We start from the raw sequence: 18,828 nt of genomic DNA on the forward strand, positions 1-18,828 counted from the left end.
ATAACATTTTTGTCAGGAAACGGACTGGGATGGATAAATGTTTCTGACAGCGCTGTCAGGTAACCGTCAGCTTTATGTTGGCAATCAGAAGGCAGAATGGTCTCGCTTAAATGAGATTCACGTTCAATTTTCTGAGAAAAGGAGCGATCAATGAAAAGCCAGAATGACCCAACAATGCCAGAGCGACGCAAGCTATTAGCCGCCGGAGCGGGCATTGCCGCCGCTTCGCTGATTCCGCACGTATCAGCGGCGAGCCAATCATCTCAGGTAGATTCATCCAGACAAACCCGCCAACGCCCTGCTCCACCCAGCAAACGTAAACTCGGGCAACTGGAAGTCTCAGCCATCGGTCTGGGCGTGCAGAACATGAGTCGCAAATACGACACCTCTGCTCCCTGGCGTCCCGAGATGATCAATATCATCCACCGGGCATTTGATGAAGGAGTCACGTTCTTCGATACCGCTGAAGCCTACGGCCCGTTTGAAGTTGAAAAAATTCTCGGTGAAGGCGTCGCCCCGTTCAGGGACAAAATCGTTATCGCCACTAAGTTTGGCTGGAACATTGACCAACAAACGGGTAAGCGTCTGCCGGGCCTTAACAGCAGGCCGGAGCATATAAGGCAAGTCGTCGAGAACATGCTCAAACGCCTGCGTACCGATCGTATCGACTTACTGTATCAACACCGTGTTGATCCGCAGATCCCAATCGAAGATGTCGCCGGCGCGGTGAAAGATTTAATGGATCAAGGGAAAGTCCTGCACTGGGGGCTGTCTGAAATGGGCATCAACACATTGAGACGCGCCCATGCAGCATTACCCGTGACCGCCGTACAAAGTGAATACTCCATGCTCTGGCGCGGCCCTGAAAAGCAGGTCCTTCCGGTGTGTGAAGAGCTGGGCATTGGCTTTGTGCCATGGAGCCCACTCGGCGTGCAGTTTTTAACGGGCTGGATTGATGAGAATACCCGGTTTGCTACCGGTGATTTTCGTGCGGCAGAAACGCGCTTCTCGCCTGAAAATCTGCCACACAACTTACAACTTGTTGAACTACTGAAATCCTGGGCAATAAGAAAAAATGCCGCCCCGGGACAAATTGCGCTGGCATGGCTCCTGGCGTGTAAACCCTGGATTGTTCCCATCCCTGGCACCACCAATAAAGACCATATGCTGCAAAACACAGCGGCTACCAGCGTGTCGCTGACTCTCGCCGAGATGACCGAACTCACCCACTCACTGGATGCCATTACTATCCAGGGTCAACGTCTGCCGAATGCTGTGCAGGTTTATTCTGATGTTGAAGCACCTTGAAAAGTTAAGAGGAAATCCCGTTATGCGCCTGTTGTTAGTCGAAGATGAAGAAAAAACGTCAACCTATCTCAACCGTGCGTTGAGCGAGTCTGGATTTACGGTAGATGTCTCTGCAGATGGCGCGGAAGGTCTTCATTACGCGCTAGAGTTCGACTACGACGCGATAATACTGGATGTGATGCTGCCGGGGATGGATGGCTACCGGGTACTTGAGGGTGTGCGAGCAGCTAAACAGACGCCGGTGCTGATGCTCTCGGCACGCGGCTCGGTCGACGAGCGAGTTAAAGGGCTTCGTCTTGGCGCGGATGATTATCTGCCCAAGCCCTTTTCGCTTATTGAACTGGTGGCGCGTATTCAGGCGCTGGTGCGTCGTCGCGCTACGGATGGCGCAGACATTACCCAACTGCAAATTCACGATCTGCATCTCGACCTGCTGGCTCGCCGGGTATTTCGCGCCGGAACTCGGCTGGAGCTGACCGCGAAAGAGTTTTCCCTGTTGAGCCTTCTTGCCCGACACCAAGGAGAGATTCTGTCAAAGATGATGATAGCTGAGCAGATATGGGACATGAATTTTGACAGCGACGCCAACGTGGTTGAAGTGGCCATTAAACGACTTCGAGCCAAAGTGGATGCGCCGTTCGATATCAAGCTATTACATACCGTTCGTGGCATGGGGTATGTCCTCGAAGTCCGGTCCGAATAAATGAAGGGGATAAGCATGCCTAAACGTTCCATCTCCGTTCATCTAGCGCTGATGTTTGCCTTATCCGCGCTGCTGATTGTGTCCGTTATCGGTATCCTGCTCAGAAGCTCCTTGCATGACTCTTTGCAAAAGCAGATGCACAACGAACTGTTGTTCCGCGAATCATTAATGAGTCCGTGGATCACTGCACGAACGTCGGCTGACGGCTGGTCAACGCTTGCCAATAAATTTAGCGTATTAACCAATTCTGAAGGTGAGCGCGTTCGCTACTGGATAGTGAGCGATAACCCGCGCTTTAGCATGGGGGGAACACCGCCGGTGGGCGTTCAGTGGTCTTCTTTGCAGGAGGGCTTTAATAAAGTACCGGGCGCATCGGAAGGCGCATGCTCACTGTTTCTGTTAGTGAAAACGATCCCCGCCAACGGTGACAGACCTGAGCTGCGCTATATTGTTGCAATCGACTCCACGCCATATATGGGCACACTGAATGCCTTCACCCGGACGTTGCTAATCATTACCGCACTGGGCGTCGTGATTGTCGCCCTACTGGGATATGTCGTTTCAAGGATAGGTCTTCGTCCCGTTGAAGCACTCAGTAAAGAGGCCCAGCATCTCGCACCGGGAGACCATAGTCAGCGCCTGAATACCCGCGCATTGCCCGAAGAACTACAGCAACTGGCATCATCATTTAATGGCGTGTTAGCGCGTCAGGAAATCGCCTGGCGGCAGCTCGAAAGCTTTAATGCCGATGTTGCACATGAACTCCGTACCCCACTGACTAATCTGATTGGTCAGACGCAGTTAGGGCTATCACGCCGACGCTCGCAGAATGAACTGGAAGAGTTATTGGGCTCTAATCTGGAAGAACTGGAACGCATGACGTCTATCGTTAACGACATGCTGTTCCTGTCTCATGCTCACGCGGGTGAACATGCTTCCCAGCTTACCCAGGTGTCTCTGCGAGAAGAAACACTGAAAACAGCGGAGTATGTTGAACCCTCATTTGCGGAAAAACAGCTTTCTCTGGATGTGGAGGGGGACGTCACCGCGCATATCGACCGGCGGCTGTTCCACCGCTCACTGGCTAATTTACTGGAAAACAGCGCAAGACACTCCCCCTCCAACAGCACGGTTACGGTGCGCTTAAGCGAAAAATGTCATCAGGCCTGTGTTGAAGTTTCAAACCCAGGCGATCCGATAGCACCAGAGCACTTAAACCGGCTTTTCGAGCGCTTTTATCGCGTTGACACCTCCCGGCCCAGAAGTGATACCCATCATGGGCTGGGCCTGTCAATTGTACGCGCCGTCGCCATTATGCACCGGGGAGATGCTTTTGCCCGTAGTGAAAGTGGCATCAATACTTTCGGCCTCACCTTTGCGATACAAGCGGATAAAGCGGCGGGCAATGCTCAATCCGACGCTGAACCGGGACCAGGGTTAACTGACAGAATTGTCAGGGGGGCGTCAGTCTGACGTCATCATACTCTCGATAAAATCATCGCAGGCAATCCCCTCTTCATTGATAAGGACGCTTTGCATGATTAGACATTTACGTTACCTCGGGCTGTTACTGCCCCTCTTCACATTTTCATCCTGGGCAGCGGAGCAAAATCCCGCTGTCCATATCGCCCCCGCAGGAAGTCAGAATGCGGTGTTCGGGCCAGCCGATAACTTTACCGGGCGCGTCAGGGTTGATCCTCTCTTCAAACCGGATAACGACATCCCTGTTTCCGGGGCTTATGTCACGTTTGAACCCGGTGCGCGTTCCGCCTGGCATACGCATCCGGCAGGCCAGCGGCTGATTGTGACCTCGGGTGTTGGGCTCACCCAACAAGAAGGCCAGCCGGTGCAGGTTATCCGCGCCGGTGATGTTGTCTCTTGCCCGGCGGGCGTCAAACACTGGCACGGGGCGGCACCCGGCAGCGCGATGACGCATCTGGCGGTAACCGGGATTGTGGATGGCAAAAGCGTTAACTGGATGGAGAAAGTGACAGATGAACAATACCACGCCCATTAAAGCATTGGCGGCAGCGGTACTGCTGACCTTTGGTTTTGGTCTCACGGCACATGCTGCACCCGTCAATAAAGGAGCCTCAGAAATGAACCACGAACAAACGGTTTCAGATACGCTGTCAGCCCGCCAACAGGCCATCCCGTTGATTGCGGCATCGATGGCCAGCAGTCAGATGGATAAGCTGAATGCAGCCCTGAATCAGGGGCTTGACGCCGGGCTCACGATAAACGAAACCAAAGAGATTCTCGTCCAGCTTTATGCCTATACGGGATTTCCCCGTAGCCTGAATGCGCTTAGCGAACTGATGAAGGTCGTCGAAGCACGTAAACAACGTGGTATCAAAGATGTTGAGGGTAAAGAGCCGGTTGCCCCGATCCCTGTCGGGGATGAACTTCGCCGTGTCGGTACAACAAACCAGACAAAAATCTCAGGCGCTCCCGTCCAAGGCCCGCTGTTTGATTTTGCCCCAGTGATTAACCAGTTCCTGCAAACGCATCTGTTTGGCGATATTTTCGCCCGCGATAACCTCGACTGGCAAAGCCGCGAGCTGGCAACGGTTGGCGCATTAGCGGCCACACCAGGCGTGGAATCACAGCTGCTGTCGCATACGCGAGCCAGCATGCGGGTCGGCCTGACGGCAGCGCAGTTGCGCCAACTGGCACAGGTGCTGCGTGAACATGGCGAAAGTGATGCAGCAACGCGAGCTGAAAAGGCGCTGCAACAGGCGCTCGATAGCAAATAAGTTAAGTTGGTTAGAGACGATACGCAGCTAATCGTCCGGATTCATGAGTCTGCCAAATAAGGGTAATCAGGGGTGCTAAATAATTAACGCTGACAACTCAGATATGATTGAACGGCAAACATAACAGAGGATGTAATATTGAAGACAATCTTAAAAACGCTGGCCATCTGCATCATGGCGGGTGGCCTGGTGGCTCAGACGGTCTATGCCGAGCCGCTGGTCATTCAGGAACAGGGAAGCTTTTCTGCAGGTGGCACTATCATCACCGCGCCTGGAACATTTGACGCGAAAAAGCCGCTGGATTCTGCTGGCCAAACCTATCATGGCGATCATGCCTCTGTGTTCTACCAAATTCCGGAAAATCCGCATAAATACCCTATCGTCATGCTGCACGGCGCAGGTCAGTTCTCCCGTACCTGGGAAAGTACCCCGGATGGTCGCGAAGGGTTCCAGAACATCTTCCTGCGTCGCGGGTTCTCAACTTATCTTGTCGATCAGCCACGCCGGGGCAGCGCCGGTCGCACGACTGTAGAAGGTACTGTTACGCCAAAACCGGATGAACAGATGTGGTTCAACCAATTCCGCGTTGGCGTGTGGCCAGAGTATTTTAAAGGCGTTCAGTTCTCTCACGACAAAGAAGCACTGAATCAGTATTTCCGTCAGATGACCCCAAATACCGGGCCGTTTGATATCAATGTCATCTCTGATGCGATGTCCGCCGTCGTGGATAAATCCGGCCCCGCTATCCTCTTCACCCACTCTCAGGGTGGCGGACCAGGCTGGTACACGGCGATGAAAAATGACAAGGTCAAAGCCATTGTCGCCTTCGAGCCAGGCAGCAGCTTTGTCTTCCCGGAAAAAGAACTCCCTGCCCCTATGCCAAGCGCATTCGACACGCTGAAGGGTGAGCCTGTGCCAATGGCGCAGTTTATGGCACTGACCAAAATCCCGATTCTGATTATTTACGGCGATAACATACCGGATAAACCTGTCGCCATGCCCGCGCAGGACAGTTGGCGCGTACGTCTGGCAATGGCTCGCGAGTGGCGTGACGAGGTGAACAAACATGGCGGGGATGTGACGGTGACGCATCTGCCAGAAGTGGGAATCAAAGGGAATACCCACTTCCCGTTCTCTGATTTAAATAATGTGCAGATTGCTGATTTGGTGAGTCAGTTTTTGAAAGAGAAAAATCTGCAATAGAAAGAAGTCGTATTGAGCCTTCATTATTGAAGGCTCAATACTAATATCAGCATTAACGATCGTGAATTTTTACACCAAGACAGCCACGCACAAATTCAGGATTAAAGTGTTTCACGGCATCACCAACGTAGCCTAAATCGAGTGAGCTGATTTGCGCCATTTCGCTCTCAGTCAATGAGAAATCCCAGATGGCAAAGTTCTCTTCAATACGTTCCTGACGGGTGGATTTAGGGATGACAGTGACACCACGCTGTACATTCCAGCGCAGGACAACCTGAGCAACCGTTTTTTTGTGAGCATCGGCAATTTGTTGCAGCATTTCATTCTCATAGGGCTTATGTCTTCCGCCACCTAAGGGCGCCCAGGCTTCCGGCTGAACGTTGTAATACTTCATAGTTTCAAGTGCAGCAGGCTGAGCAAAGTAAGGATGCAATTCAACCTGATTTACCATTGGCTTGATTCTGACGGTTTCGCAGAAGTTTGCTAATACATGAGCATAGAAATTGGACACCCCAATTGCCTTAAGCTTACCGGCATCATAGGCATCTTCCAGTGCACGCCACGCGCTGAAATAATCACGCATGGCCTGATGCAGTAAATAAAGGTCAAAATATTCCAGCCCAGATTTTTCTAACGACGCTTCAATCCCTGCTTTGGCCATATCGTAATTGGCCATGTCTTGTACCCACAGTTTTGAGGTAATAAATAGCTCTGCGCGGCTACATAACCCTTCGGCAATGGCCTCGCGCACTGCGTCACCAACGGCATCTTCATTACCGTAAACTGCTGCGGTATCGATAAGGCGATAGCCAGCACGAATAGCAGTCAATACAGACTGTTTACATTCTTCTTTATCTGTTACCTGAAAAACACCAAAGCCAGCCATCGGCATTTTCAGGTTGTTGTTTAATAATGAATAATCCACTATTGAATTCCTCTGTTATACCTAATCAATCATTCTAGAATAAAAAGACAGACATGAGTAAGGCGCGAAACCTGATATGACTTATGCACGATTTTCATAAATTACGCCCTCTGAAGCCGACCCGGTTAAAATCAGTAAATTGCCCATCCATTAAGTGCCCCTTCGCTATGCATTACGCTACACTACCCCTTCACTCTCTTTTGGCAGTAAGGGGCACAGGTTGGCACGGGAAAACCTTAATGATTTAATGGCGTTTATAGTCGTCGCGCGTGAAAAGAGCTTTACCAAAGCAGCGGCGCATTTAGGCGTTTCACAATCAGCCCTCAGCCATACCATTCGAACCCTCGAATCCCGTCTTGGGATGAAACTTCTGACCCGAACCACGCGCAGTATTTCGTTGACCGATATAGGGCAATCCATGTTGGATGACCTCGGCCCTTATATCGATGGGATCCAGGGGCGATTACAGTCACTGAAGGACCTCAACAGTAAAGCCGCCGGTACGGTACGTATATCAACGTCAGATTATGCGATCGGCTCTGTTATCTGGTCCAAGCTTGAGCCGCTACTCAAGGAATACCCGGATATTACTCTGGAGCTGATTGATGACTATGCGCTGACGGATATTGTCTCCGGCCGCTTTGATGCAGGAACGCGGCTCGGAGAGCAAATATCTAATGGCATGATCTCAGTGCGTATCGGCCCGGATGTACGCTTTGCCGTCGTGGGTTCTCCTGACTATTTTTCCCGTCACCCTTACCCGCAGCATCCTAACGATCTTATTGATCACAACTGCATCAACCTTCGGTTTCCAACTCACGGTAATTTGTATGTCTGGGAGTTCGAAAAAGAGGGTAAGAGCCTGAACGTCAAAGTTAGCGGTCAGCTTGTGTTTAGCCGTATCTATCAGAATCTACAGGCTGCCATAGAAGGATACGGACTGGCATATGTTCCCCGTGATATCGCTGAGAAACAGCTCGCCCACGGCGAACTGATTAGCGTCCTTGAAGACTGGTGTCCTTACTGGGATGGTTATTACATTTACTACCCGGAAAACAGAAATCACTCGAAAGCTTTCCAGCTCGTTATTGACGCTCTGCGCCACTACAAACATCCCTGAGTATTCCCTGGCAGGATTAACGACATATGACTCCAGGGAGAATAAAGCCAGCACCTGTTCAGGTCCTGGCTTTTGCTCATCGTCATCCGTCAGTCGTGATTTCTGCCTGTAAATACCTCTTTAAATACGGGTAATGCCGAGAAAATGTTTGGCCAGCCCGCCACAAAGGCCAGCTGTGTCAAGACCTCTGAGGCCTGAGTCTGGGTCAAACCATTATCCATCGCCCGATTAAGATGATACGGCACTTGCGCCACTTGTCCGGCGGTAACCAGTGCGCTGACGGTTATCAAGCTTCGGTCCCGTGGTGCCAGACCCGGCCGCAGCCACAGGTCAAGGAATAGCGCATCCGTGGTGTATTTCACTACACCTGGTGATACCTTGCCAAAGTTTAACTCAACCATCGTGGCACGTTGGTTTTCCGACGCTTTATCAAGAGGCAGGAAATCCACTTTATCCCCTGACAATGACGCCGTATCGATATGGCGTTGCGCAAAGACGTTGCGGGCAACCAGCGCCGCAGAGGTGGCATTTGGCCAGCCAGCATAAAATGCCAGATGGGTAATTACTTCAGAGATTTCAGCAGGCTTAACGCCGCTATCCAGCGCCACGTTAAGGTAGTGCGGAAGCTCAGCCGTATCATTGCGGCTGATGAGTGCAGCAACTGTGACAAGGCTGCGGTCGCGACGCGACAACTCCGGACGATTCCAGAGATCCTTTTCAATAAATCGTTCAGCATACGCAGCCATAGCGGGCGCGACTTGAGCGACAGCACCATGTGTATCTTCTGGTGTCATTTTCAAACTCCTGTTTTGCGTGGTTTGGGAAACGCATCCGCTCATCAATAACAGAGAAACAATCGCCAGGAATGCCCTGTTTATCATTCATGTTCTCCCGCCGAGTGACGATTATTCTGTCATCAGTTCAAATCTGGCGCTGTAGGCATCAGGGGGGACGGGCAATGCGTCAGGCTCATCTAATTGCCCCAGTTTAATTAAGCCAGACACATAACTATGGGATTTATAAAAAATAGCCAGATTTCCCCATGGGGCATAAATCGTTATATCCCTTTTTTTGCTGTCGTTCCTTCGGGTGAACCTTCGGTGGTCAACCGGGAAGGTAAGTCACTTATTTTCTCCTCCCCTGCAGTATCTGCTTACTCTGCGCTCAGCGAGGCCATATCAATGACGAAACGGTGGGCCATGTCTCCCTGTGCAAGGCGGGTGAAAGCATCGTTTATCTGATCGATACTAATCATTTCGCACTCAGGATAGATATCATGCTTCGCGCAGAAATCCAGGACTTCCTGAGTTTCCGCAATGCCGCCGATCAGCGAACCCGCAACGCGACGGCGTCCCATGATCAGAGGTACCGTGAGCGGTTCATCCATCAGACCAACCTGGCCGACAATGACTAACGAGCCATCAATATCTAATAATGGGGTATAGATATTCAGGTCATGCTTAACGGGAGCAGTATCAATAATTAAATCGAATGCGCAGGCTGAATCCTGCAATGACTGTGGATCAGAAGAAGGCAGAATTCCTTTCGCACCCAGTGCTTTTGCCTCTTCCTCTTTGTTCTTATTGCGGCTGATGACGGTCACCTCGGCCCCCATCGCCACGGCCAGCTTAACCGCCATATGACCCAGGCCACCTAATCCGATCACGCCAACGCGACTTCCCAAACCCACATTCCAGGTACGCAGCGGAGAGAAGGTGGTGATACCAGCGCAAAGGATCGGTGCGGTCTTTGCCAGGTCCATATTTTCCGGTACGCGCAGTACAAACTCTTCGCGGACGACAATATGTTTGGCGTATCCACCCTGGGTGACTTCACCGCTCAAGCGGTCCGGTGCGCCATAGGTAGGCGTCATCCCGTTACGACAGAATTGCTCTTCGCCATGCTCACACTGATCGCAGTGCATACAGCTATCCACCATGCAGCCAACGGCGACATGGTCGCCTACATGATATTTTTTGACGCGCGGTCCCACGGACGTGACGACACCCACAATTTCGTGGCCCGGGATCAAAGGATAAGGCTGCGGGCCCCAGTCCCCATTGACCGTATGCAAGTCTGAGTGACAGACGCCGCAGTAAAGTATTTCAATGGCGACATCGTTTTCACGTAAATCGCGACGCTCAAAATGATAAGGAACCAGTTTCGCGTCATCAGTGTGCGCTGCATAACCAACCGTTTTCATAACTACCTCATATCGTGACGGAAAAATGGCGTTGTTTTAATATGCAATCAGATAATTATGACAGATGAAGCCGTATCGCCTGTTAACGATTGTTAATAACAACGCCCTTTTTCAATTTCAGAATCAGTAAAGCCTCTGGTTAGCGCGTGCAGTTATCTGGCAAGAGACGCGCCAATTAATGAATTGGTGCCATTTTGATGCGAAGATTATTCGTCAAAACGTTCATAAAGGTAACAACAACGACTTTCTCCGCACAACAGCACAATTGTGATATCAATAATGAACATAATTAATAAATCGCAGAGATCATCATAAACGTCCACGAGATTCACCGCTCTGTACTTAACAGTGGATTGCTGGTTTTTATCACACCGTTGTGGCTATCAGAAAATCGATCAGCGCTTTCACTGTTTTGGTTTTACCCGCGTTTTTATCCTCATCGCAACGTCTTCCCTTGATTAAGCCAATGAAAAGCTGGTCTCATTGCTGGGTGAACTGGCGGCAGAGAAAAGTGTGACGTCTGCACAAATCGCGCTGGCATGGCTGCTGGCACAAAAGCCATGGATTGTTCCTATCCCGGGCACAACTAAACTGCACCGGCTGGAAGAAAACCTGGGGGCTGCCGACATCATTCTTTCGCAGAATGACTCACAGCAGATAACCCAGGCGCTTGAAACGATTAAAGTCGTCGGCGAACGTTACTCTCCTGAACACCAGGCACGCGTCGGCCGTTAATGCCCAAACGGGTCCACAGCAAAATGCGGGCCCGTTACTCTGAATAGCGAAGTGCATCGATCAACAGCGCAAAAGCGGGTGGATGCTGCTTACGGCTCGGGTAGTAGAGGTAATATCCGGGGAAAGATGGGCACCAGTCCTGCAAAACCTGAATAAGCTCTCCTGACTTGATATAATCCTGCACCCTGTCTTCAGGTATACAGGCGATGCCAAAACCGGATAACGCCGCATCAATCCTTTCTGCCTGCAGATTAAATGTGACCTGCCCTTCCACTCTGACCCGTAACGGTTTCCCATCCTTCTCAAACTCCCAGTGGTAAAGCCCACCGGCTGTCGGCAGGCGCATATTGATACACCGATGATTTTGTAGCTCGTGCGGCGTTTGGGGTGCAGGGTATGTAGCGAAATAAGATGGGGCTCCCACTACGGCCATTCTCATGTCCGGCCCAATTCTTACCGCAACCATGTCCTTATCCACGCTTTCACCCAGTCGGATCCCGGCATCAAAACGCCCCTCAACAATATCGACAAAGCCGTTATCCACCACCAGCTCGAGATTAATTTCCGGATATTCCCTGAGGAAGGGTTTTAGCTTCGGCCAGACCAGACTTCGCGCGGCATGCTCCCCGGCAGATAAACGGATATTGCCGGAGGCAGTACCGTTCAGTTGAACCAGCGATTCCAGCTCCTGTTCAAGATCGGCAATACGCGGTTCAAGGCAGGCAATAATTATCTCACCGGCCTCTGTAGGGGCAACGCTTCGAGTAGTGCGGGTCAGAAGGCGGATATTCAGCCTTTCCTCCAGGGCCTTCATCGCGTGGCTGAGTGCAGACTGAGAAACGCCCAGTTTACCCGCTGCTTTGGTAAAACTTCGCTCCCTCGCTACCACAAGAAAGATTTGCAGTTCGTTGAAGTTTTCTTTGAGCATAGGCGATTTCCTTATGGAGGCATTCCCTTCATCGCACACTCATGAAGGGTGTTCATAGACACAATCATTTTAGCCCTATTACTGACAATAATGATAATTGATATTCTGGCTGTATCGAAAATAAGTCTGCATTATCAGAAGGTTTATCATGAAAATACTCGTTGCCGGGGCGACAGGAAGTATTGGTCTTCATGTCGTCAATACCGCTATTGAAATGGGTCATCAGCCCGTGGCGCTGGTCAGAAATAAACGCAAAGTAAAATTGCTTCCTCGGGGAACGGATATTTTTTACGGCGATGTTTCAATGCCTGAAACACTCACCGAATTACCGAAAGATATTGATGCCATCATCTTCACACTCGGTTCTGATGGTCAGGGTCGAATTGGTGCCCGCGCTATCGATTACGGCGGAGTACGCAATATTTTACGAATATTCAAGGGTGTACCTGTTCGTATCAGCCTGATGACCACGATTGGCGTGACTGAACGGCTCAGCACCTGGAATCAGCGCACTGAGGTTCATGACTGGAAAAGACGTGCCGAGCGTCTGGTCAGGGCCAGCGGTCATCCCTATACCATCGTCAGGCCCGGCTGGTTTGATTACAACAATGATGATGAGCACAGAATCGTGATGCTCCAGGGAGATCGTCGCCATGCGGGAACGCCGGAAGACGGTGTGATATCTCGAGAGCAAATCGCCCAGGTCCTGGTCAGTGCCCTGACCAACGACGAGGCAAAAAATAAAACATTCGAGTTGGTGGCTGAACGAGGCGAAGCACAGCAGGATCTTACGCCACTGTTTGCAGACCTGCAGACTGATGATCCACAAAAAAATGATGGGGTTTTAGACATGGACAATATGCCTCTGCGTGAAGAACCTGACTGCATTATTAACGAGCTGAACCTATATTAGATTTTAGAGGAGGTTATACCCTGCCGTTTTGACTTTCAGGACTTTCATTTGTAGTGGTCAAGTAATACGCATTCTGGCGATTCGGGAACAATACGGTTGCTTAAATTTTGTAGAACAACGTATTTGCCGCTATTGGGGACTGAACGAAACCAAAATATTCATAGAACGCTCTGGCCTTGCCATCAATAGCATGTACCATGATGGCTTTGATACCCACTTGATCGGCTAAGTTGGAAATGCGCAGTACAGCATCATTAAGCAGCCATTTTCCAAAACTATGACCTTGCGTACTGGCATCAACAGCAAGACGGCCCAACAGAACAACCGGAACAGGATCGGGCATATTCTGACGTAAGCTACGCCCTAAGTCAGCGTGGCTCACGGATCCAGTTGCAATGGAATAGTAACCCACTACGCGCTGAGTAGACTCCAGACAAATGACGAATGTGCGCGATGCGTTGAGGTACTGATTTTTAATCGCCCGGCGACGTAGCCAATCATTTAACACCTCATTACCGCAATCGAATGGCTGCAGCTCATGCCCTTCGGTCAGCAACGCCGGCGCCGTGACGTTTATTTCCATTCTGGCTTCACATCCATCAGGCGTTGACGCCCCTCAATATTTTGTACAGGCGCTTCAAGCTGCTCAATGAAAGACTGATATCGGGCATCGTCCAGGACGAACACACGCTGATCCAGAATGATATTCTGGGCCTCATGCACGGCCTTCTCAATGATAAAGTCAGTGCGGTTTTTATTAACCAAACTTGCGGCATAATCAATCACTGCGCGTTCCTCATCAGTAGCGCGGATATTAATTTGCTTATCGCGAGTTGGCTTACGAGCGCTGGTTTGCATAAGTTTCTCCATATGGTAACAAATTGCTATACACAAACCTTAGCCCAATTGGTAGCAGATTGCTATACGAAACTTGAGTTGCACCCGCCTGATTCGGCGGGTTTTAACTTCACCTTCTACATAATCAAGGTGTTACAATATTAAACCAGAAGTCGAAGCTGTCTAAATAGCCGAGGAATTCGTCAAGTTTTGCGTGATTACCTCTGACGTGTAACTCGCCCTTTTCTTCTGCTTGTTTTAGCGACTCCTCTTTGAGGATGATTTTGTTCAGGGTCGCGCGGTTCAATACAATTGAAGCATCAGCGTTACTGGCCTGCACGTTAGCACTATGATTAAGCACGCCATTTTCCAGCTCCAGCTTATAGTTGCCACCGTCATTGCCTAAATCGACATTAAAGACCGCTTTTGCATTTGCTGCCTTTTCGCCGTTGATGTGCACCGCCAAATAATCAAAGAACATCTCCGGTGACATAGCTTTAACCGTATCTGGGCTGGCCGTATTTGGTGTCGCACCTTTCACCACGCCGTTGCGTAACTCCTGGGCACCGGTCAGATAAAAATTCCGCCACGGACCTGATTCAGCCTGATATCCCATTTGCTCCAGGGCATCGGCCTCGAGGTTGCGTGCCTCTTTGTTGTTAGGATCGGCAAAGACGATATTGTTCGTAACTTGCGCCACCCAGCGATAATTGCCCTGGGCATAATCTGCTTTTGCTTTTTGCATAATGACATCAGGGCCGCCCATGTAATCAACATATTTCTTTGCCGCTTCGACGGGTGGCAATTCATCGAGGGTTGCCGGGTTGCCGTTGAACCAGCCGAGGTAAAAAACATAGGTTGCTTTCACGTCATGGCTGACAGAACCGTAATAACCGCGGCTGGCCCATGATTTTGCCAGACCGGGCGGCAACGTGAAGTTCGCCGCGATTTCATCACGGGTCAGTCCCTGGTTAGCCATGCGTAAAGTCTGATCATTAATGTAGCGATACATATCGCGCTGGCTCTTCATTAGCGTCACGACATTTTCATTGCCCCATGTTGGCCAGTGGTGTTGAGCAATAATAATGTTTGCTTTACCGCCCCAGCGACCAATCACGTCGTTGATATATTTTGACCATGCCAACGGATCGCGAATTTTCGCACCGCGTAGCGAATAGGTATTATGCAGCGTGTGAGTCACATCTTCTGCCGCTTCAATCATGCCCTTCTCTTCTACATACCACAGCATTTCTGATGGAGCTTCCGAACCTGGAGCCATCATAAAATCGTAGGTCAGCCCGTCGATAACTTCTTTCTGCCCGGTGTGGGTGATGTAGTTGGTAGGTTCAATCAGCGTCACCGTCCCGGCGGAGGTTGTCGTCCCAAGCCCCGCCCCAACCTGTCCTTTCGCATCGGGCTGTAATAAGTTGCCGTACATATAACTGGCGCGGCGACTCATGGCATTACCTGCCATAATATTTTCTGACACCGCTTCTTTCATAAAACCAGCCGGTGCATACACCTTCACTTTCCCGGATTTTACGTCGGATTCATCAACGACGCCGCGAACGCCACCATAATGGTCAACATGGCTGTGAGTATAAATGACCGCCACGACGGGTCTCTTTCCACGATGTTGATAATAGAGATCCATCCCCACTTTTGCGGTCTCAGCGGATACCAGCGGATCAACCACCGTAATACCCTCTTTACCTTCCATTATGGTCATATTTGAAAGGTCCAGATTTCGGATCTGATAAACCCCTTCGGTTACTTCAAAAAGTCCACCGATATTGATCAGTTGTGACTGACGCCACAGGCTTGGGTTCACTGTATCGGGCGCTTTTTCACCTTCTTTAATAAATGCATACTGCTGCGGATTCCAGACTATATTGCCTTGTTTTCCTTTAATCAGGTCAGCCGGAAGCGGAGCAATAAATCCTTTGTGAGCATTAGAAAAATCAGTTTTATCATTGAAAGGTAACTGCCCGTACAATGAATCGTTTGCACTTTTCGTTTGTGCCGTGGCATCTTTCGCTCCCTCTTGCGCCATAACTGGCAGCGACATTAATGATGTGGAACACACACCAGCGATGACCATATAACCCACTATTTTATTAAGTTGCATAAATCCTCGGCTAATATACTTTATGAGCAGGGCTTCCCTACTCTTTTGAATGTTGAAAAATTGTATAAGGGTGAAAATGTAAGTCTGTATTATTCGATAATAAAAGACTAACACCAAAAACCAATGGGGTTAATTAAAAAGATGTTTAATTATAAATTTTCATTTACTCTTAAATGAGTGTGATGATTGTCTTTTTCATATCTTACCTATTGTGGAAATACAGCCATGGTTGATGGATATAACGTACCACCACAATAGAATATTCAAGCCCTGCTGATAACTGATATTTAATTTATTTTTGGATTTACTCAGAACCTCTCAGGTAATCTGCTGATTGATGTCAGATACCCCCCACGTTCGAAATCAATATAACCACCTTTTTTTAACGCGGAGACAACATTCAAAATGCTGCTACGCGATAAGTGCGTACGCTCTTGAATATAATCTAAAATAGCGACTCGCTGGCGTGTCTCCTCGGGTAAAAGCATCATCTCCTCCAGATGATTGCGTATTACTGAATAGGTACGCTGCTGTACCACTAAATCATCACGATAGAAGAGATAACCGGTATGGTAGGAAACTATGGAGGCAACGTCTTCCCATAAACCATTTTTATGAAACAGCTCTCGCGCTTTATGCGCATCGACGCGTAGTATTGTTGACTCTGTTTCTGCACGTAATAAATGACCGTGAATTGGTTGGAGCATCTCGGCGAGACCGAACAGATGAGGTTCATAGACCGTGACGATCAGTAGGCCATCCGACGAACGCAAAATAGAAAGCTCTCCTTGCAGAAAAAGATACAACTGAGGCTGATTTTTGTGCATCCAAAGGATACGCCGACGTGGCACAACCTTGAGTTTTTCTGCTATGGGTTCAAGCGCTTGCGTCAAGCGTTGGATGCTTTGTTCAGGACGTACCGGTGGTAAAATTTGCATGATAAAACCCGTACTCTTTCAATTGAGCTAACGATGTAAACCAAGATAACTTCAATGAAGATAGACCATATTCCAGCCATAGGGTTCCTATTAATAAAAGAACAAATTTATTTTTATTAGGCTATGTCATATGGAAAAGTCCACCAGCCGGTAGCGACAGACGATTAATTATGCCGCTGTACGCTCCCGGTATGACACGGGAACAGATGTTGTGAATTCAATAGTCCACAACCGTTACTATTAGCATCATTCTAAAGCCGGGTTTATTAAAATGATGCGCTAAAATTGATAGCTGTAATTAACGCTGGCAAACCAAAGCCACGGTTTTTTATATTCGCCCGCAAAAGCATCTGATTTAACCTGAGAAGACTGCATATGCAAATACTCCACGGCAAACCCAATATTACTGGCAGGTGTAATCTGGTATTGTGCCCCGGTGCCAAATCGCCATTCGTCGCCGGTAGGTAACGACAGAGCAACATCACTTTGTGTTTTGTACGGCGAACTGTCAAACGCAACTCCTGCATTAATTCGCCACTGCTCATCAGGGCGATACTGTACGCCTAACGCGGTATGCCATGTATCTCTCATACGATTGGCGTGTTCGTTCGATTGACCATTAACGGTTATTTGTGGGCTACCAAACTGACTCCAGTCCTGCCAGCCAAGATCGCCCATCACCGACCACTGCGTGTTGATATCGTGAACCAGACTCAACATCACCTGCTGCGGTGCACGAACTTGTGCGGAGATCGGCAGGTCATACTCAACATTTGGCAGGTTTGGGAAACGCGCTTTTCCATCGATATTGAAATGATAATCGGTCTTACTGGTCCAGGTAATACCTGCTCGGGTGCGATCGGTTAAATCCATTAGCAAGCCAAGACGGTAATTCGTCGCCCAGTCATGATCGTTTTGTTTCTCATCATTACCCCCGACATTTCGGGTTAGCGACAGAAAACCATAGTTTAGCCCCACAGCCGCACCCACTGAGACTTTATCATTCAACTTCCAGGCCATCCCAGGGCTGAGGGTCATTGCTACCATCGTACTTTTTTTAATTAACCGATCCCCTGTCCAGTTGCCAAAATCGATACCCAGTCCATAGTTGCCATATAATCCAATCCCCGCCGAAACGGAATCACTGAGTTGCTGTGTATAAAACAGACTGGCATTAGGAAAAATTGTCATGACGTTGCCGGGGCTTTGTCGATCCACCGATTCGTTATTCAACGAATAGGGAATATCTCCCCCCATTGCCTGCAATCCTGTGGTAACCATGTGGTCAGGTAAGCGAGTCATGCCTGCGGGGTTAGTGAATAGCGTTGACGCATCCTGGGCCCGGGCGGCCTGCCCGGCTCCCGCTAGCGCGGTATCTTCCGTACCTATTTCGTAAAAATAGAGCGCACTTGCATGACTGAGCGTTGAAAATAGCATCCCGGAGATGAGAATGATTTTTTTCTTCATTTGGTTACCTGCATTGATGGATAATCTTTTTGTGTAAGAAGTATGGCCAACAACGTGCCCGTCTCTCTAAAAACTATAGAGTTACCCCTCTGTTTCGCAAAGATTGTCTTATTGTTTTCGGTAACATCATAATCAGGGGACTGGCGTGGTGTCGTGACAAAATCGATCCAATATTAAATTTTCAAATTCAGTACTACGACTTCACTATTACAAAACACATTTAAATCATCTGTTTTACGTAGAGTATTAAGAATAAGACTACATTGACGATCGTCACAGGGTTTGCTTACCCTCAGTGGCTTAGTTTGTTAAATAATGACCAAAATACTTAAAGAATCATAGGTCCTCATACCTTACCACTACTCAATACATATTGGTCTTTGAAGCATTATTTTATGGTGGGCGTCAGCACCTCGTGGTGATAATTAACTCAAGTGTAAAGAAATGAAAATTTAATATTTTCATTATAAAGTATGAGTGAAGTCGCCACAGGAAAATCCATAGTTATGATCATAACAAAAATGTCATGTGAGATAAAAACGCCACTTTTAACCTTTGCGAAGACGTCGTCTTCGCAAAACTGTGTGTCCTGAGTATGTGATTAGATTCAATGGGTTAAACAGACTTCCATTTTTTTCAAACCTAATCAATAAGTGAGGTGAAT

Annotated in this window: 18 protein-coding genes and 1 pseudogene; 9 read left to right on the forward strand and 10 right to left on the reverse strand. The window is 49.1% G+C overall.

Going from position 1 to position 18,828, the window contains the following annotated elements; translation table 11 throughout:
* Nucleotides 1-150: 150 nt before the first annotated feature.
* The 6 genes from FDX01_RS15855 (at nucleotide 151) to FDX01_RS15880 (ending at nucleotide 5,970) form a co-directional block, all read left to right on the forward strand.
* On the forward strand, nucleotides 151-1,308 hold the full coding sequence (locus FDX01_RS15855; RefSeq protein ID WP_170974784.1) for an aldo/keto reductase: 1,158 nt from the start codon (nucleotides 151-153) through the stop codon (nucleotides 1,306-1,308).
* 22 nt (nucleotides 1,309-1,330) lie between these two features.
* Nucleotides 1,331-2,011 (forward strand): heavy metal response regulator transcription factor, encoded by a 681-nt coding sequence (locus tag FDX01_RS15860; RefSeq protein WP_012606387.1) that lies wholly within the window; start codon nucleotides 1,331-1,333, stop codon nucleotides 2,009-2,011.
* 15 nt (nucleotides 2,012-2,026) lie between these two features.
* Nucleotides 2,027-3,484, forward strand: a complete 1,458-nt coding sequence (locus FDX01_RS15865) for a heavy metal sensor histidine kinase (protein ID WP_137400121.1) — start codon at nucleotides 2,027-2,029, stop codon at nucleotides 3,482-3,484.
* 64 nt (nucleotides 3,485-3,548) lie between these two features.
* The gene (locus FDX01_RS15870) at nucleotides 3,549-4,028 is read left to right on the forward strand and encodes a cupin domain-containing protein (RefSeq protein ID WP_137400122.1); all 480 of its coding nucleotides are present in this window, start codon (nucleotides 3,549-3,551) and stop codon (nucleotides 4,026-4,028) included.
* The gene (locus FDX01_RS15875) at nucleotides 4,006-4,767 is read left to right on the forward strand and encodes a carboxymuconolactone decarboxylase family protein (protein WP_137400123.1); all 762 of its coding nucleotides are present in this window, start codon (nucleotides 4,006-4,008) and stop codon (nucleotides 4,765-4,767) included. Before FDX01_RS15870 ends, FDX01_RS15875 begins: the two co-directional genes overlap by 23 nt.
* Nucleotides 4,768-4,905: 138 nt before the next feature.
* Nucleotides 4,906-5,970 (forward strand): alpha/beta fold hydrolase, encoded by a 1,065-nt coding sequence (locus FDX01_RS15880; protein ID WP_137400124.1) that lies wholly within the window; start codon nucleotides 4,906-4,908, stop codon nucleotides 5,968-5,970.
* A gap of 52 nt (nucleotides 5,971-6,022) precedes the next feature.
* On the opposite strand, the gene FDX01_RS15885 is transcribed toward FDX01_RS15880, so the two are convergent.
* Nucleotides 6,023-6,895: an aldo/keto reductase gene (locus tag FDX01_RS15885; RefSeq protein ID WP_117342775.1), complete on the reverse strand. Its 873-nt coding sequence runs from the start codon at nucleotides 6,893-6,895 to the stop codon at nucleotides 6,023-6,025.
* A 220-nt stretch (nucleotides 6,896-7,115) separates the two neighbouring features.
* Between FDX01_RS15885 and FDX01_RS15890 the strand changes: the two genes are divergently transcribed.
* Nucleotides 7,116-8,015, forward strand: coding sequence for a LysR family transcriptional regulator (locus tag FDX01_RS15890; RefSeq protein WP_137400125.1), 900 nt, complete (start codon nucleotides 7,116-7,118; stop codon nucleotides 8,013-8,015).
* Nucleotides 8,016-8,104: 89 nt separating this feature from the next.
* On the opposite strand, the gene FDX01_RS15895 is transcribed toward FDX01_RS15890, so the two are convergent.
* From FDX01_RS15895 to FDX01_RS15900, 3 genes are all read right to left on the reverse strand, one after another.
* Nucleotides 8,105-8,896, reverse strand: coding sequence for a carboxymuconolactone decarboxylase family protein (locus FDX01_RS15895; protein ID WP_137400126.1), 792 nt, complete (start codon nucleotides 8,894-8,896; stop codon nucleotides 8,105-8,107).
* 24 nt (nucleotides 8,897-8,920) lie between these two features.
* Nucleotides 8,921-9,076: a cyclophilin-like fold protein gene (locus FDX01_RS23095; protein ID WP_161959027.1), complete on the reverse strand. Its 156-nt coding sequence runs from the start codon at nucleotides 9,074-9,076 to the stop codon at nucleotides 8,921-8,923.
* A 92-nt stretch (nucleotides 9,077-9,168) separates the two neighbouring features.
* Nucleotides 9,169-10,218 (reverse strand): NAD(P)-dependent alcohol dehydrogenase, encoded by a 1,050-nt coding sequence (locus FDX01_RS15900; protein ID WP_135912050.1) that lies wholly within the window; start codon nucleotides 10,216-10,218, stop codon nucleotides 9,169-9,171.
* 450 nt (nucleotides 10,219-10,668) lie between these two features.
* Between FDX01_RS15900 and FDX01_RS15905 the strand changes: the two are divergent.
* Nucleotides 10,669-10,953 (forward strand): annotated as a pseudogene (locus FDX01_RS15905) (aldo/keto reductase); the annotation flags it as partial.
* A gap of 34 nt (nucleotides 10,954-10,987) precedes the next feature.
* On the opposite strand, the gene FDX01_RS15910 reads toward FDX01_RS15905, so the two are convergent.
* Nucleotides 10,988-11,881 carry a LysR family transcriptional regulator gene (locus FDX01_RS15910; protein ID WP_137400127.1) on the reverse strand — a complete coding sequence of 298 codons (894 nt, stop codon included), beginning with the start codon at nucleotides 11,879-11,881 and terminating at the stop codon, nucleotides 10,988-10,990.
* Between the two features lie 148 nt (nucleotides 11,882-12,029).
* On the opposite strand from FDX01_RS15910, the gene FDX01_RS15915 reads away from it, so the two are divergent.
* Entirely contained in the window at nucleotides 12,030-12,794 is a 765-nt protein-coding gene (locus tag FDX01_RS15915; protein WP_137400128.1) for an SDR family oxidoreductase, read from the forward strand.
* 100 nt (nucleotides 12,795-12,894) lie between these two features.
* Here the strand turns inward: FDX01_RS15915 and FDX01_RS15920 are convergent, their stop codons facing one another.
* The 5 genes from FDX01_RS15920 to FDX01_RS15940 form a co-directional block, all read right to left on the reverse strand.
* Nucleotides 12,895-13,377, reverse strand: a complete 483-nt coding sequence (locus FDX01_RS15920) for a GNAT family N-acetyltransferase (protein ID WP_137400129.1) — start codon at nucleotides 13,375-13,377, stop codon at nucleotides 12,895-12,897.
* The gene (locus FDX01_RS15925; protein WP_161959022.1) at nucleotides 13,368-13,664 is read right to left on the reverse strand and encodes a DUF1778 domain-containing protein; all 297 of its coding nucleotides are present in this window, start codon (nucleotides 13,662-13,664) and stop codon (nucleotides 13,368-13,370) included. Before FDX01_RS15925 ends, FDX01_RS15920 begins: the two co-directional genes overlap by 10 nt.
* Before the next feature lie 112 nt (nucleotides 13,665-13,776).
* A complete protein-coding gene (locus FDX01_RS15930; protein ID WP_137400165.1) occupies nucleotides 13,777-15,759 on the reverse strand; it encodes an alkyl sulfatase dimerization domain-containing protein in 1,983 nt (660 codons plus the stop codon).
* Nucleotides 15,760-16,067: 308 nt separating this feature from the next.
* The gene (locus tag FDX01_RS15935) at nucleotides 16,068-16,697 is read right to left on the reverse strand and encodes a winged helix-turn-helix transcriptional regulator (RefSeq protein ID WP_117342784.1); all 630 of its coding nucleotides are present in this window, start codon (nucleotides 16,695-16,697) and stop codon (nucleotides 16,068-16,070) included.
* 279 nt (nucleotides 16,698-16,976) lie between these two features.
* Entirely contained in the window at nucleotides 16,977-18,164 is a 1,188-nt protein-coding gene (locus FDX01_RS15940) for an outer membrane protein transport protein (protein ID WP_137400130.1), read from the reverse strand.
* Nucleotides 18,165-18,828 lie beyond the last annotated feature (664 nt).

Origin of the sequence: Citrobacter sp. wls613 (genome assembly GCF_005281195.1) — a bacterium.
In the GTDB taxonomy this organism is placed as follows: Bacteria; Pseudomonadota; Gammaproteobacteria; order Enterobacterales; family Enterobacteriaceae; genus Citrobacter; species Citrobacter gillenii.

Bases quoted from the DNA above. Each gene is read 5' to 3' on its own strand.
- FDX01_RS15855 (WP_170974784.1), top strand. From the start codon at position 151: ATGAAAAGCCAGAATGACCCAACAATGCCAGAGCGACGCAAGCTATTA.
- FDX01_RS15860 (WP_012606387.1), top strand. From the start codon at position 1,331: ATGCGCCTGTTGTTAGTCGAAGATGAAGAAAAAACGTCAACCTATCTC.
- FDX01_RS15865 (WP_137400121.1), top strand. From the start codon at position 2,027: ATGCCTAAACGTTCCATCTCCGTTCATCTAGCGCTGATGTTTGCCTTA.
- FDX01_RS15870 (WP_137400122.1), top strand. From the start codon at position 3,549: ATGATTAGACATTTACGTTACCTCGGGCTGTTACTGCCCCTCTTCACA.
- FDX01_RS15875 (WP_137400123.1), top strand. From the start codon at position 4,006: ATGAACAATACCACGCCCATTAAAGCATTGGCGGCAGCGGTACTGCTG.
- FDX01_RS15895 (WP_137400126.1), bottom strand. From the start codon at position 8,896: ATGATAAACAGGGCATTCCTGGCGATTGTTTCTCTGTTATTGATGAGC.
- FDX01_RS15900 (WP_135912050.1), bottom strand. From the start codon at position 10,218: ATGAAAACGGTTGGTTATGCAGCGCACACTGATGACGCGAAACTGGTT.
- FDX01_RS15910 (WP_137400127.1), bottom strand. From the start codon at position 11,881: ATGCTCAAAGAAAACTTCAACGAACTGCAAATCTTTCTTGTGGTAGCG.
- FDX01_RS15915 (WP_137400128.1), top strand. From the start codon at position 12,030: ATGAAAATACTCGTTGCCGGGGCGACAGGAAGTATTGGTCTTCATGTC.
- FDX01_RS15920 (WP_137400129.1), bottom strand. From the start codon at position 13,377: ATGGAAATAAACGTCACGGCGCCGGCGTTGCTGACCGAAGGGCATGAG.
- FDX01_RS15925 (WP_161959022.1), bottom strand. From the start codon at position 13,664: ATGGAGAAACTTATGCAAACCAGCGCTCGTAAGCCAACTCGCGATAAG.
- FDX01_RS15930 (WP_137400165.1), bottom strand. From the start codon at position 15,759: ATGCAACTTAATAAAATAGTGGGTTATATGGTCATCGCTGGTGTGTGT.
- FDX01_RS15935 (WP_117342784.1), bottom strand. From the start codon at position 16,697: ATGCAAATTTTACCACCGGTACGTCCTGAACAAAGCATCCAACGCTTG.
- FDX01_RS15940 (WP_137400130.1), bottom strand. From the start codon at position 18,164: ATGAAGAAAAAAATCATTCTCATCTCCGGGATGCTATTTTCAACGCTC.